The organism is Variovorax sp. FG153, from assembly GCF_057809595.1.
The window spans coordinates 1-12,151 of sequence record NZ_JBMDKG010000091.1; the positions used below are offsets into that span (position 1 = coordinate 1).

At 69.2% G+C, this 12,151-nt stretch carries 12 protein-coding genes; 6 read left to right on the top strand and 6 right to left on the bottom strand.

Annotated elements, in window-relative coordinates; genetic code table 11:
- Positions 1 to 252 precede the first annotated feature (252 nt).
- Entirely contained in the window at positions 253 to 879 is a 627-nt protein-coding gene (locus ACODT0_RS41965) for a YqhA family protein (RefSeq protein ID WP_057594540.1), read from the top strand.
- Between the two features lie 3 nt (positions 880 to 882).
- On the opposite strand, the gene ACODT0_RS41970 is transcribed toward ACODT0_RS41965, so the two are convergent.
- Positions 883 to 1,800: a LysR family transcriptional regulator gene (locus ACODT0_RS41970; protein WP_489043999.1), complete on the bottom strand. Its 918-nt coding sequence runs from the start codon at positions 1,798 to 1,800 to the stop codon at positions 883 to 885.
- A 113-nt stretch (positions 1,801 to 1,913) separates the two neighbouring features.
- On the opposite strand from ACODT0_RS41970, the gene ACODT0_RS41975 reads away from it, so the two are divergent.
- Entirely contained in the window at positions 1,914 to 2,531 is a 618-nt protein-coding gene (locus ACODT0_RS41975) for an NAD(P)-dependent oxidoreductase (RefSeq protein WP_489044000.1), read from the top strand.
- A gap of 63 nt (positions 2,532 to 2,594) precedes the next feature.
- Here ACODT0_RS41975 and fumC read toward each other — a convergent pair whose 3' ends face one another.
- Positions 2,595 to 3,992 carry a class II fumarate hydratase gene (gene fumC / locus ACODT0_RS41980; RefSeq protein WP_057594537.1) on the bottom strand — a complete coding sequence of 466 codons (1,398 nt, stop codon included), beginning with the start codon at positions 3,990 to 3,992 and terminating at the stop codon, positions 2,595 to 2,597.
- 516 nt (positions 3,993 to 4,508) lie between these two features.
- On the opposite strand from fumC, the gene proV reads away from it, so the two are divergent.
- From proV to proX, 3 genes are read left to right on the top strand one after another with little or no spacing between them, the layout of a single operon-like run.
- Positions 4,509 to 5,771 carry a glycine betaine/L-proline ABC transporter ATP-binding protein ProV gene (proV, locus tag ACODT0_RS41985; protein WP_208511360.1) on the top strand — a complete coding sequence of 421 codons (1,263 nt, stop codon included), beginning with the start codon at positions 4,509 to 4,511 and terminating at the stop codon, positions 5,769 to 5,771.
- 25 nt (positions 5,772 to 5,796) lie between these two features.
- A complete protein-coding gene (gene proW / locus ACODT0_RS41990; RefSeq protein ID WP_489044001.1) occupies positions 5,797 to 6,978 on the top strand; it encodes a glycine betaine/L-proline ABC transporter permease ProW in 1,182 nt (393 codons plus the stop codon).
- Positions 6,979 to 7,000: 22 nt separating this feature from the next.
- A complete protein-coding gene (gene proX / locus ACODT0_RS41995) occupies positions 7,001 to 8,026 on the top strand; it encodes a glycine betaine/L-proline ABC transporter substrate-binding protein ProX (protein ID WP_489044002.1) in 1,026 nt (341 codons plus the stop codon).
- A gap of 21 nt (positions 8,027 to 8,047) precedes the next feature.
- Here the strand turns inward: proX and kce are convergent, their stop codons facing one another.
- From kce to ACODT0_RS42015, 4 genes are read right to left on the bottom strand one after another with little or no spacing between them, the layout of a single operon-like run.
- On the bottom strand, positions 8,048 to 8,983 hold the full coding sequence (gene kce / locus ACODT0_RS42000; protein ID WP_489044003.1) for a 3,5-dioxohexanoate:acetyl-CoA acetone transferase: 936 nt from the start codon (positions 8,981 to 8,983) through the stop codon (positions 8,048 to 8,050).
- Positions 8,980 to 9,477: a lipocalin-like domain-containing protein gene (locus ACODT0_RS42005; RefSeq protein ID WP_489044004.1), complete on the bottom strand. Its 498-nt coding sequence runs from the start codon at positions 9,475 to 9,477 to the stop codon at positions 8,980 to 8,982. The genes kce and ACODT0_RS42005 overlap by 4 nt, the downstream gene beginning before the upstream one ends.
- Positions 9,474 to 10,241: a cyclase family protein gene (locus ACODT0_RS42010; RefSeq protein ID WP_296775254.1), complete on the bottom strand. Its 768-nt coding sequence runs from the start codon at positions 10,239 to 10,241 to the stop codon at positions 9,474 to 9,476. The genes ACODT0_RS42005 and ACODT0_RS42010 overlap by 4 nt, the downstream gene beginning before the upstream one ends.
- A 13-nt stretch (positions 10,242 to 10,254) precedes the next feature.
- Positions 10,255 to 11,232: a Bug family tripartite tricarboxylate transporter substrate binding protein gene (locus ACODT0_RS42015; protein ID WP_489044005.1), complete on the bottom strand. Its 978-nt coding sequence runs from the start codon at positions 11,230 to 11,232 to the stop codon at positions 10,255 to 10,257.
- 104 nt (positions 11,233 to 11,336) lie between these two features.
- On the opposite strand from ACODT0_RS42015, the gene ACODT0_RS42020 reads away from it, so the two are divergent.
- On the top strand, positions 11,337 to 12,017 hold the full coding sequence (locus ACODT0_RS42020; RefSeq protein ID WP_057597723.1) for a TetR/AcrR family transcriptional regulator: 681 nt from the start codon (positions 11,337 to 11,339) through the stop codon (positions 12,015 to 12,017).
- Positions 12,018 to 12,151: the final 134 nt, after the last annotated feature.

Consider the following 12,151-nt stretch of genomic DNA (forward strand, 5'->3'; position numbering starts at 1 on the left):
CTTGCGTGGCGCGGGCATCGGGCGGGAACACGCGGTTCTCGACCAGGACGGATTCAATGTTCTTCGATGCGCTGCTCATGTCTCGTGTCTCCTGGATGAATTGCGGCCGTAATGTCGGCGCGACCACTTACGGGCCACTGACGCCGAACCGGCGTGCTGCTGACGGACCCCCGATGTTAGAGCGGGGGGTTATCACGAGTGCGTCACCGGGACACCCCTAGAATCTCGCTCCCCGTCACACACGCCCCCTCGATGTCCTCCCCCGACCCTTTCGATCCCCGGAACATGCCCGTTCACGCCCGCACCTCGCCGTTGCGCCCGCTGCCACGGCTGATCTTCGCGAGCCGCTGGCTCCAGCTGCCGCTGTACCTGGGGCTGATCGTGGCGCAGGCGGTCTACGTGGTGCATTTCCTGGTCGAGCTGCTGCACCTGGTCGAGGCCGCCTTCGGCAGCCAGACCGCGCTGCAGGCGCTGGTCAACAGCATCGGCTACAAGACCACCGCGCCGGTGGCCGCGCTCAACGAGACGGTGATCATGCTGGTGGTGCTGGCGCTCATCGACGTGGTGATGATCTCGAACCTGCTGATCATGGTGATCGTGGGCGGCTACGAGACCTTCGTGAGCCGCATGGACCTCGAAGGCCACCGCGACCAGCCCGAGTGGCTGAGCCACGTGAACGCCTCGGTGCTCAAGGTCAAGCTGGCCACCGCCATCATCGGCATCAGCTCGATCCACCTGCTCAAGACCTTCATCAACGCCGACAACTACACCGACAAGGTGCTGATCGCGCAGACGGTGATCCACATCGCTTTCCTGTTCTCGGCCATGGCCATCGCCTACACCGACCGGCTGATGGCGCATCCTCCGGCCGACCACTGAGACTCAGGCCGCCAGCGGCAGGTCCCAGGCCGGCACCTCGGTGAAGCGCCGCGCCAGGAAATCGAGCATGGTGCGCAGGGTGGCCGGCATGTGCTTGCGCGAGGTGTAGACCGCGTACATGCCCACCACCTGCGGCTCGAAATCGGGGAACAGCGGCACCAGCTCCCCGCCGTGCACGAGCTGCGCCGTCAGGTAGGTCGGCAGCATCGCGATGCCCGCGCCCGCGCGCGCCAGGCCCATCAGGCTGGCCGCGTCGTTGGCCGACACGTTGCCGTCCACGGCCACCGACACCGGCGCGCCGTCGCTCTTGCGCGTGAAGCTCCAGAGGCTGTGGCCGAAGTAGGAATGCGTGAGGCAGTTGCGCTGCGCGAGTTCGTCCACGCGCTGCGGCATGCCGTGCTCGGCCAGGTAGGCCGGCGAGGCGCAGACCACCGAGCGGCAGTCCGTGAGCCGGCGCGCGATCAGGTTGGGATCGATCTCGGCCGCGGTTCGGATCGCGAGGTCGATGCGCTCGTCGACCAGGTTCACGGTGCGGTCGAGCAGCACCAGGTCGACCATCACGCCCGGATAGAGCCGCACGTAGTCCGCGATCGCATCGGCCAGTTGCGCCTGCGCGAACGAGGTGCCGGTGGTGATGCGCAACTGCCCGCGCGGCGCCTCGGCCGGATGGCGCACCGCGGCCTGCATGTCGCCCGCGAGCTCCAGCAACTGGCGGCAGCGCGGCAGCAGTTCCTCGCCCGCGGCCGTGAGGCTCAGGCGCCGGGTGGTGCGGTGCAGGAGGCGCGCGCCGGTCCATTGCTCGAGCTCGGCCACGTAGCGCGTGACCACGGGGCGCGACATGTCGAGCAGGTCGGCGGCGGCCGAGAGGCTGCCCGCGTCGACCACGGTCACGAACACCCGCATTGCGTTGAGACGGTCCATTCGAACGATTTTAGGAATAAAGAAGCGCGAATTTCGAGGTATTTCTTTCGAAATGAGAAACCTAAGATGAGCCTCATCGCCCTCTTTCCATCGCTCGTTCCAAGGAGTCCTCCATGAGCCACATCGCCATCATCGGCGCCACCGGTCGCGCCGGCGGCCGCCTCCTCGAAGAAGCACTGCGCCGCGGCCACACGGTCACGGCCATCGCGCGCCATGCCAGCGCGAAGCTTTCCGATCGCGCCAACGTCAAGGCCGTCGACCTCGACGTGCTCGACGGCGCCGCGCTCGAAAAGGCCCTGGCCGGCCACGACGCGGTTTTCAGCGCGGCCCATTTCGCGACCGTGCCGCCCGCGGCCATCATCGAACCCGCCAGGCGCGCGGGCGTGAAGCGCCTGCTGGTCGTCGGCGGCGCCGGCAGCCTGTTCGCGGCACCGGGCCTCAAGGTCATCGAGACGCCGAACTTCCCCGAGGCCTACAAGGCCGAGGCCTCGGCCGGCGGCGTGTTCCTCGAGGCGCTGCGCGCCGAGAAGGAACTCGACTGGACCTTCCTCTCGCCCTCGGCCGAATTCGTCGAAGGCGAACGCACCGGCAAGTTCCGCCTCGGCCAGGACGACCTGCTGGTCAGCGCCGAGGGCCGCAGCTGGGTCACGTTCGAGGACTACGCGATCGCCTTCATCGACGAGCTCGAGAAGCCGGCGCATTCGCGCCAGCGCTACACGATAGGCTACTGAGCAAGCCCCTCGCCAACGAAAAAAGGACCCTCGCGGGTCCTTTTTGCATGGGGCAGGCTCGCCTCAGCGGCCCGTCATGTTCTCGGGCACCACCCACTGGTCGAACTGCTCGGCCGTGAGGTGGCCCGAGGCGATCGCGGCCTCGCGCAGGCTGGTGCCTTCCTTGTGCGCCTTCTTCGCGATGTAGGCCGACTTGTCGTAGCCGATGTGCGTGTTGAGCGCGGTCACCAGCATCAGCGAGCGCTGCACCAGCTCGGTGATGCGTTCGCGGTTCGGCTCGATGCCCACGGCGCAGTGGTCGTTGAAGCTCACCATGCCGTCGGCCAGCAGGCGCACGCTCTGCAGGAAGTTGTGGGCCACCATCGGGCGGAACACGTTGAGCTCGAAGTTGCCCGAGGCGCCGCCGATGTTGATGGCGACGTCGTTGCCGAACACCTGCGCGGCCAGCATCGTGACGGCCTCGCTCTGGGTCGGGTTGACCTTGCCCGGCATGATCGACGAGCCCGGCTCGTTCTCGGGAATGCTCAGCTCGCCGATGCCGCTGCGCGGGCCGCTCGCGAGCCAGCGCACGTCGTTGGCGATCTTGTTCATGCTGGCGGCCAGGGTCTTGAGCGCGCCGTGGGCATGCACCAGCGCATCGACGCTGGCCATCGCCTCGAACTTGTTCGGCGCGGTCACGAACGGCAGGCCGGTGAGCTTCGCGAGCTCGGCCGCCACCTGCTCGGCATAGCCCTTGGGTGCGTTGAGGCCGGTGCCCACGGCCGTGCCGCCCAGCGCCAGTTCGCTCAGGTGCGGCAGCGCGGCGCGCACGTGCGCCTCGCCGTGCGCGAGTTGCGCCACGTAGCCCGAGAACTCCTGGCCCAGGGTGAGCGGCGTGGCGTCCTGCAGGTGGGTGCGGCCGATCTTCACGATGTCGGCGAAGTCCTTGGACTTCTGCTCGAGCGTGCCGCGCAACTTGGCGATGGCGGGCAGCAGCTTGTGCGTGATGGCCTCGACGGCCGCCACGTGCATCGCGGTCGGGAACACGTCGTTGCTCGACTGGCTGCGGTTCACGTCGTCGTTGGGATGCACCAGGCGGCCCTCGCCGCGCTCGCCGCCCAGCAGTTCGCTCGCGCGGTTGGCCAGCACCTCGTTGACGTTCATGTTGGTCTGCGTGCCCGAGCCGGTCTGCCAGACCACCAGCGGGAACTCGCCCGGGTGCTTGCCGGCGATGACCTCGTCGGCCGCGGCGACGATCGCGTGGGTCTTCTTCTCGTCCTGCAGGCCCAGCGCGTGGTTGACCACGGCCGATGCGCGCTTGACCTGGGCCAGGGCCTTGATGATCTCGCGCGGCTGCTGCTCGCCCGAGATGTCGAAGTTCTGCAGCGAGCGCTGCGTCTGCGCGCCCCACAGCTTGTCGGCCGGCACGTCGATCGGTCCGAAGGTGTCGCGCTCGGCACGGGTCTTGGGGGAAGTCGTCATGAGAAAAGCTCCGCAGTCTTGGAAATGGGTGCGCCCGCTCGCCGGACGCGGCCCCGAGTATCGCCGGATAAGAATGGCTCTCATCTGACGCGGCCATTGCGTTCCAGACTACAGCCGTTCGCAGGCGGCGGATTGACATGCTTCATGTCAAAAAGTTATAATCATCGTCTTTCGCGGACCTGCAAGTCATTTACAAAACCCATTGCGGGATGACGCTGCAGCTCCCACCGGCACTACTCGCGGATCTTCGAATCCCGTCGCGGTGCAGGTTCTCCCGCCGGGCCCTGCCCGGCACACCGGCCGGATAGTTCCGGCCCCACTGCCACGTCAGGCTTCTCCAGGCGGCGCCCCTCGACCAGGCCCGTTGCCCGCGAGCGAAGCATCCGGCGGGCACTGGTTTCGTCGCCACGTCGTCCTCAGTGCCTTCCGGCAGCCATCGGCTGATGGCGTGGCCGCTGCCGTCCCGCTTCCAGGCGGAACGGCGCCCGTCCAACCTTCGCACAAGGAGCCCGGCATATGGCCAAAGGAATTCTCATCGACCACGTCTTCAAGGTCTTCGGCGACGCGCCCGAGGACGCGCTGGCGCTGGTGCGCCAAGGTCTGTCGAAGAAGGAGATCCTCGCGAAGACCGGCCAGTCGATCGGCGTGTTCGATGCCACCTTCGAGATCCAGGCCGGCGAGATCTTCGTGATCATGGGCCTGTCGGGCTCGGGCAAGTCGACGCTGGTGCGGCTGCTGAACCGGCTGATCGAGCCGACCGCGGGCCGCATCGTGATCGACGGCGCCGACATCAACGAACACTCCGACGCCAGGCTGCGCGCGCTGCGCCGCAAGGACATCAGCATGGTGTTCCAGTCCTTCGCGCTGATGCCGCACATGACGGTGCGCGAGAACACGGCCTTCGGGCTCGAGCTGTCGGGCACCGGCAAGAAGGAGCGCCTGGCGCAGGCCGACCTCGCGCTCGCGCAGGTGGGGCTGGCGGGCTGGGGCGACAGCTATCCCGACGAGCTCTCGGGCGGCATGCAGCAGCGCGTGGGCCTGGCGCGCGCGCTGGCCTCCGATCCCTCGATCCTGCTGATGGACGAGGCCTTCTCGGCGCTCGACCCGATCATCCGCACCGAGATGCAGTCCGAGCTGCTGCGCCTGCAGCAGCAGCAGCGCCGCACCATCGTCTTCATCTCGCACGACCTCGACGAGGCGATGCGCATCGGCGACCGCATCGCGATCATGAAGGACGGTCAGGTGATCCAGGTCGGCACGCCCGACGAGATCCTGCGCTGCCCGGCCAACGACTACGTGCGCAGCTTCGTGCGCGGCGTGGACGCGGCGGCCGTGTTCAAGGCCGCCGACATCGCGCGCAAGCCCCTCACCGTGGTCTGCGAGCACCCCGAGCGCGGCGCCCGCGCGGCGCTCAAGCTGCTCGAGGACCAGGACCGCGATTTCGCCTACGTGACCAGCCCCGACCGGCGCTACCTCGGCACGGTCTCGGCCGACACGCTGCGCGCCGCGCTCGACGGCCATTCGGGACCGCTGGGCCTGCGCCATGCCTTCCTCGCCGACCTCGGCACGATCGAGGCCGACGCGCCCGTGGCCGGATTGATCGGCCAGGTGGGCCAGGCGCCCTGCGCGGTGCCGGTGGTGGCGGCCGACGGACGCTTCTGCGGCGCGATCAGCAAGACCACGCTGCTGAAGTTCCTCGATCGCGACACGCCGCCGATCGATCCCGCGCTGCCGCCCGCTCCCGCCGCGAGCGCCGCCCCGGCCCATGTCCTGGCCTGAACCCGATTTCGAAGGAACCGCCGAGATGAACGACACCACCCTGCCCTCCGACCTCGCCACCGCCAACGATGCCGCCGCCACGCTGGCGCAGCAGCCCGCGCCGGCGCCCGTGGCGCTCGATCCGTGGGAGGCCCTGTCGGCCGCGCCCGATCCCGCGGCCACCAGCGCCTGGCTCGACGCGCCCGTGCCGCAAGACGCCGCGCACCAGCTCGCCGGCCAGGCCGATGCCGCCGGCTTCCAGTTGCACCGCCTCTGGGACGGCTCGCTGCCGGTCGAGTCCTGGATCAACCAGGGCCTGGGCTGGGTGGTCGAGCACTTCCGCCCCTTCTTCCAGACCGTGCGGCTGCCGATCGACAGCACCCTGAACTCGGTGCAGAGCCTGCTGACCGGGTTGCCGACGCTCGCGATGATCGCGCTGATCGGCCTCCTGGCCTGGCAGTTCGCGGGCCGCGCGCTGGCCATCGGCAGTACCGTCGCGCTGCTGCTGGTCGCGATGCTGGGCATCTGGCCCGAGGCCATGGTCACGCTGTCGCTGGTGCTGACCTCGCTGGTCTTCTGCATGGTCATCGGCCTGCCGCTGGGCGTGCTGCTGGCCAGCAGCGACCGGGCCCAGCGCGTGATGCGCCCGGTGCTCGACGCGATGCAGACCACGCCGGCCTTCGTCTACCTGGTGCCGGTGGTGATGCTGTTCGGCATCGGCAACGTGCCGGGCGTGATCGTGACCATCGTGTTCGCGCTGGCGCCGCTGGTGCGCCTGACCAACCTGGGCCTGCGCCAGGTGCGACCCGACCTGATCGAGGCCGCGCGCGCCTACGGCGCCTCGCCCTGGCAGATGCTGGTGAAGGTGAAGCTGCCGCTGGCCATGCCCTCGATCATGGCCGGCATCAACCAGGCGCTGATGCTGTCGCTGTCGATGGTCGTCATCGCTTCGATGATCGCCGTGGGCGGCCTGGGACAGATGGTGCTGCGCGGCATCGGCCGGCTCGACATGGGCCTGGCCACCGTCGGCGGCCTGGGCATCGTGCTGCTCGCGATCTCGCTCGACCGGCTGACGCAGGCCATGGGCCGGCCGCGCCGCGGCGGCCAGCACTGGTGGCATGGCGGCCCCGTGGGCCTGGCGCTGCGCATGCTGCAGCGCGCGGTGGCGCCGGGCGCATCGCGCGGCGCGGAAGAAGCCGTGCCGGCCCTTTCGACCCAGGCCCGCTGAAGCTTCAGGAGGAACACGACGCATGAAGACATCCATGAATCCCATCGCGCGCGGCCTCGGGCTGCTGGCCCTGGCCTTCGCGGCCGCGGCGACCTTCACCCTGCCGGCGCACGCCGCCACCGACCTGCCCGGCCAGGGCATCGTCGTCAAGCCGCTCAAGAGCTCGCTGGCCGAGGAAGCCTTCCAGACCCTGCTCGTGATGCGCGCGCTCGAGAAGCTCGGCTACACGGTCGAGCCGATGAAGGACCTGGAGCCCGCGACCGAGCACCTGGCGATCGCCAACGGCGATGCCACCTTCATGGCCAACCACTGGAGCCTGCTGCACGCCGATTTCTACAAGAACAGCGGCGGCGACGCGAAGCTGTGGCGTCAGGGCGTCTACGCCGACGGTGCGGTGCAGGGCTACCTGATCGACCGCAAGACCGCCGAGCAGTACCACATCACCAACATCGCGCAGCTCAAGGAGCCGGCGATCGCGAAGCTGTTCGACACCGACGGCGACGGCAAGGCCGACCTCACGGGCTGCAACCCCGGCTGGGGCTGCGAGCTCGCGATCGAGAACCACCTGGGCGCCTACGGCCTGCGCGACACCGTGACGCACCGCCAGGGCAGCTATGCCGCGCTGATGGCCGACACCATCGCGCGCTTCAAGCAGGACAAGCCGATCCTCTACTACACCTGGACGCCCTACTGGGTCAGCGCCGTGCTGCGACCCGGCGCCGACGTGGTGTGGCTGCAGGTGCCGTTCTCGGCGTCGCAGAGTGGCGAGAACGTGGACACGCGCCAGCCCAACGGCAAGAACTACGGCTTCCTCGCCAACCAGGAGCGCATCGTCGCCAACCGCGAGTTCGCCGAGAAGAACCCGGCCGCGGCGAAGCTGTTCGAGGTCATGAACGTGCCGATCGGCGACATCAACGCGCAGAACCTGCGCATGAGCGAAGGCGCCAACAGCCAGCAGGACGTGGAGCGGCATGCCGATGGCTGGATCCGCGCGCACCAATCGCTGTTCGACGGCTGGATCGCGCAGGCGCGGGCCGCGGCCCAGTAGCCATCGGCCGCGCGGCCGGGATCAGAAGGCGACCCGGTCGGCGCCCTTGAGTGCCAGCATGGCGCGCGCCTCCTCGGGCGTGGCGATCTCGTGGCCCAGTTCCTCCAGCAGGCGGCGCACCTTCGCCACCTGCTGCGCGTTCGAAGTCGCCAGCTCGCCGCGCGCGATCTGCAGCGAATCCTCCAGGCCCACCCGCACATGGCCGCCCAGCGTCGCGGCGGTCACGGCCAGCTGCATCTGGCTCGCGCCCGCGCCCAGCACCGACCATTGGTAGCCGGTGCCAAAGAGCTTGTCGGCGGTGCGCTTCATGAAGACCAGGTTCTCGAGGTCCGCGCCGATGCCGCCGAGGATGCCGAGCACGAACTGGATGAAGACCGGAGCCTGGAACAGGCCGCTGTCCATGCAGAACTTCAGGTTGTAGAGCTGGCCCACGTCGTAGCACTCGTGCTCGAACTTGATGCCGTGCGTTTCCAGCGCACGGGCCGCCATGCCGATGTCGCGGAAGGTGTTGCGGAAGATGTAGCCGTCGGACTCGCGCAGGTAGGGCTCCTCCCAGTCGAACTTCCATTGCTTGTAGCGCTGCGCGAGAGGATGCATGGAGAAGTTCATGCTCCCCATGTTGAGCGAGCACATCTCGGGCGAGAAGCGCAGCGCCGGCGCGATGCGTTCGGCCACCGTGTGATTGAGGCTGCCGCCGGTCGACAGGTTGACCACCGCGCCGGTGGCGGCACGGATGGCGGGCAGGAAGGCCTGGAAGCGTTCCGGGTCGATGGACACCGCGCCCGTTTCCGGATGCCGCGCATGCAGGTGCAGCACCGCGGCGCCGGCCTCGGCCGCCTCGATGGCCTGGCGGGCAATGTCCTCGGGTCGGTAGGGCAGCGCGTCCGACATGGTCGGCGTGTGGATGGCGCCGGTCACGGCGCAGGTGATGATGACTTTTCGGGAAGGCTTGGTCATGGCGTGGCCGATGGGGTGGGTGTGCGAAGGGGTTCGGGCATGGCATCCAGCCCGACTGGGACGCGCTGCCAGACCAGCTTCAGGACGGTCTCCACGCCCGCCTGCGGCTGCGGCGCGGTGCGCAGCTCGACCGTGTCGCCGGCCAGCCGCACCTCGCGGCACAGGCGAGTCCCCACCCAGTTCGGGTAGCTCGAGATGTCGACGTGATGCACGATCCAGTCGCCCTCGCGGACGTAGCGCCCGGCATAGCCGATCGACGAGCGGTACGCCGCTGCGCTCTCGGCGTCGGTGGCGTCCTGCCGGTCCGAGCCCGAAAGGCGCGCGCGGCCGTCGTGCGTGATGAGCGCCGTCATGCGGCCGTCGGCGCCGTAGTGGATGACGCCCGAGGGCCGGGCGCCGTAGACGTCGAAAAGGCGTTCGCCACGGGGGTCCACGGCATAGGCCTCGCGCAGATACCAGGTCCCGAGCAAGGTGTCGTCCGCTACTGCGCTCATGGCAGCACCGCCACGGCCCGCACCCAGCCGGCCGAGGCCTTGTGGATCTTCACGGGGAAGCAGATGACGTGGAAGCCGCTGGCGGGCAGGAGGTCGAGGTTGGTCAGTTTTTCCATCTGGTAGTAGCCCGTGGTGCGGCCGGCCTTGTGCCCCTCCCAGATCAGGGAGGCGTCTCCGGTGGCGGCGTAGCGCCGGGCGGTGTGCGAGAAAGGGGCGTCCCAGGACCAGGCGTCGGTACCCACCACGCGCACGCCCTGCTGCGTCAGCCAGAGCGTGGCCTCGCGGCCCAGGCCGCAGCCGCTGTCGAGGTAGTCGGGTTGGCCGTAGCGCGCGGCGGCGGCCGTGTTCACCAGCACGATGTCCAGCGGCTGCAGCACGTGGCCGATGCGCTGCAGTTCCGTGGCCAGGTCATCGGCCGTGGCGACGTGGCCGTGCGGCAGGTGGCGCAGGTCCAGCTTCACGCCGGGGCGATGGCACCAGTCCAGCGGCACCTCGTCGATGGTGGCGGCGGGCCGGCCGCCGTCCATGGTCGAGGCGTAGTGCCACGGCGCGTCCATGTGGGTGCCGTTGTGGGTGGACAGGTCGATGCGCTCCACCGCCCAGGCCTCGCCATCGGGCAGGTCCTCGGGCCGCAGGCCTGCGAAGGGCCCGGCCAGGGCCGCGAAGGTCTCGTGGTGGTGCTGGTAGCGGATGCGCGGCCCGTTGCCCGGGCGGTCCACCGGCAGGTCGTTCTCGATGGCGACGGACAGGTCGATCAGCTGCATGGATGCCTCCGCCTCACTGCTGCGCCAGGCCGATGGACTTCACCAGTCCGGGCCAGCGCTGCGTTTCGGTCTTCAGGTGCGCGGCGGCCGCCTGCACCGTGCCGCCCACGGGCTCGCTGGCGAACTCGCGGAACTTCGCGGCCACCTCGGGCTGCGCCAGGATTGCGTTCGCCTCGCGATTGAGGCGCGCCACCACGTCGGCGGGCGTGCCGGCCGGCGCCACCAGCATGAACCACAGGGAGAAGTCGATGCCCGGCAGGCCGGCCTCGGCGAAGGTGGGCACCTCGGGCAGCAGGCTGGTGCGCGCGCGGGTGGAGACGGCCAGCGGCCGCACCTTGCGCGACTCGATGAAGGGCCGGATGGTGCCCACGTTGTCGCACAGCGCCTGCACGCTGCCGCCCAGCAGGTCGGTGATGGCGGGGGCGGCGCCCTTGTACGGCACATGGGTCACGCTGGCGCCGGCCTCACGGGCGAACAGCCCGGCGCAGATGTGGTGCGGCGAGCCCTCGCCGGCGTTGGCCAGGGTCAGTTGGCCCGGATGCTGGCGCGCGAAGGCCATCAGCTGGCGCAGGTCGCCCACGGGAGCGCCCGGGCCCGCCACCAGCACCAGCGGCGCCGACGAGACCTGCACGATGGGCGCGAACGCGCGTGCCGGGTCGTAGGGCATGCGTGCGTACAGCCCCGGGTTCACGGCCAGCGGGCCCAGGCCCGCGAGCAGCAGCGTGTAGCCGTCGGGCCGGGCCTTGGCCACCGCGTCGGCGCCGATGTTGCCGTTGGCGCCGCCCCGGTTGTCGACCACGAAGGGCTGGCCCAGGCGCTGCGAGAGCTTGTCCGCGAGCAGGCGGGCGATGTTGTCGGTGCCGCCGCCCGCGGGGTAAGGCACGACCAGGCGAACGCTGCGCTCGGGGTACTGGGACCAGGCCGGCGCGGCGGCGAGCACGGCCAGGGAAAAGGCGGCGGCAGTGCCGCGCAAGAAAGTGGACAGGGTCATCGAGTCTCCGTCGGCGGTCGATCCGCCCTTTCATTTAGTTAGTCGATTGACTAATAATAAACGCGGAATCGTTCCCCCTGCAAGTACCGTTACCATCGGCCTCGATGCCCGCACCCACCACAGCACCGCCCGCCAAGACGCCTCGCGCACCTCGCAAGACCGATGGCCGCGAAGCCATCCTGCGCGCGGCCGAGCGGCTGTTCGCGGAGCACGGATTCGAAGGCTGCTCGCTGCGCGCGGTGGCCGACCTGGCCAAGGTCAACCAGGGGATGATTCATTACTTCTTCAAGTCGAAGGACGCCCTCTTCCTCGAGACCTACATGCGCGGCGGCCAGCCGCTGGTGGACGAACGCATGCGGCTGCTCGATGCCGAAGAGGCGCTGCAGGAAGGCCGCCCCATCGGGCTCGAGCGCCTGATCGAGATCTTCCTGACGCCGGCCGTGACCCTCGCGCTCAGCGGCGCGCGGGGCCGCAACTTCCTGCGCATGCAGGCCCATCTGCAGCTCGACGGCACGCGCTTCGGCAGCAAGCTGCGCAGCTCGCTCTACGACGACTCCTCGCGTCGCTTCGTGCGCGCCTTCGCGCGCAGCCTGCCCGGGCTCTCGCAGGAGCAGGTCGCCTGGCGCTTCATCTTCGTGCTGGGCACCTACCAGTACGTGCTGGCCGACACCGGCCGGCTCGAAGTGATCTCCGACGGTGCGAGCAACGGCCGCGAATTCGACAAGGCGCTGCGCGAGATGATCCCGTTCCTGGCGGCGGGCATGCGCGCGGCGGGGCCCGCCTGAACGCTCCAGCCGGCGAAACCCGGCGCTGAGATAATCGGGGGGCGTTTCCACACCCTAAAAAAAGCCCCCCACCATGACGACCACGATCCAGCAGGCCGACCTGATCGAATCGATCAGCGCCGCGCTGCAGTACA

What these genes read in the sequence shown, in the direction of transcription:
- ACODT0_RS41975 (WP_489044000.1), top strand. Translation starts at nt 1,914, where the DNA reads ATGAGCCACATCGCCATCATCGGCGCCACCGGTCGCGCCGGCGGCCGC.
- ACODT0_RS41965 (WP_057594540.1), top strand. Translation starts at nt 253, where the DNA reads ATGTCCTCCCCCGACCCTTTCGATCCCCGGAACATGCCCGTTCACGCC.
- ACODT0_RS42010 (WP_296775254.1), bottom strand. Translation starts at nt 10,241, where the DNA reads ATGCAGCTGATCGACCTGTCCGTCGCCATCGAGAACGACCTGCCGGTG.
- ACODT0_RS42005 (WP_489044004.1), bottom strand. Translation starts at nt 9,477, where the DNA reads ATGAGCGCAGTAGCGGACGACACCTTGCTCGGGACCTGGTATCTGCGC.
- ACODT0_RS41970 (WP_489043999.1), bottom strand. Translation starts at nt 1,800, where the DNA reads ATGGACCGTCTCAACGCAATGCGGGTGTTCGTGACCGTGGTCGACGCG.
- fumC (WP_057594537.1), bottom strand. Translation starts at nt 3,992, where the DNA reads ATGACGACTTCCCCCAAGACCCGTGCCGAGCGCGACACCTTCGGACCG.
- proV (WP_208511360.1), top strand. Translation starts at nt 4,509, where the DNA reads ATGGCCAAAGGAATTCTCATCGACCACGTCTTCAAGGTCTTCGGCGAC.
- ACODT0_RS42015 (WP_489044005.1), bottom strand. Translation starts at nt 11,232, where the DNA reads ATGACCCTGTCCACTTTCTTGCGCGGCACTGCCGCCGCCTTTTCCCTG.
- proX (WP_489044002.1), top strand. Translation starts at nt 7,001, where the DNA reads ATGAAGACATCCATGAATCCCATCGCGCGCGGCCTCGGGCTGCTGGCC.
- proW (WP_489044001.1), top strand. Translation starts at nt 5,797, where the DNA reads ATGAACGACACCACCCTGCCCTCCGACCTCGCCACCGCCAACGATGCC.
- kce (WP_489044003.1), bottom strand. Translation starts at nt 8,983, where the DNA reads ATGACCAAGCCTTCCCGAAAAGTCATCATCACCTGCGCCGTGACCGGC.
- ACODT0_RS42020 (WP_057597723.1), top strand. Translation starts at nt 11,337, where the DNA reads ATGCCCGCACCCACCACAGCACCGCCCGCCAAGACGCCTCGCGCACCT.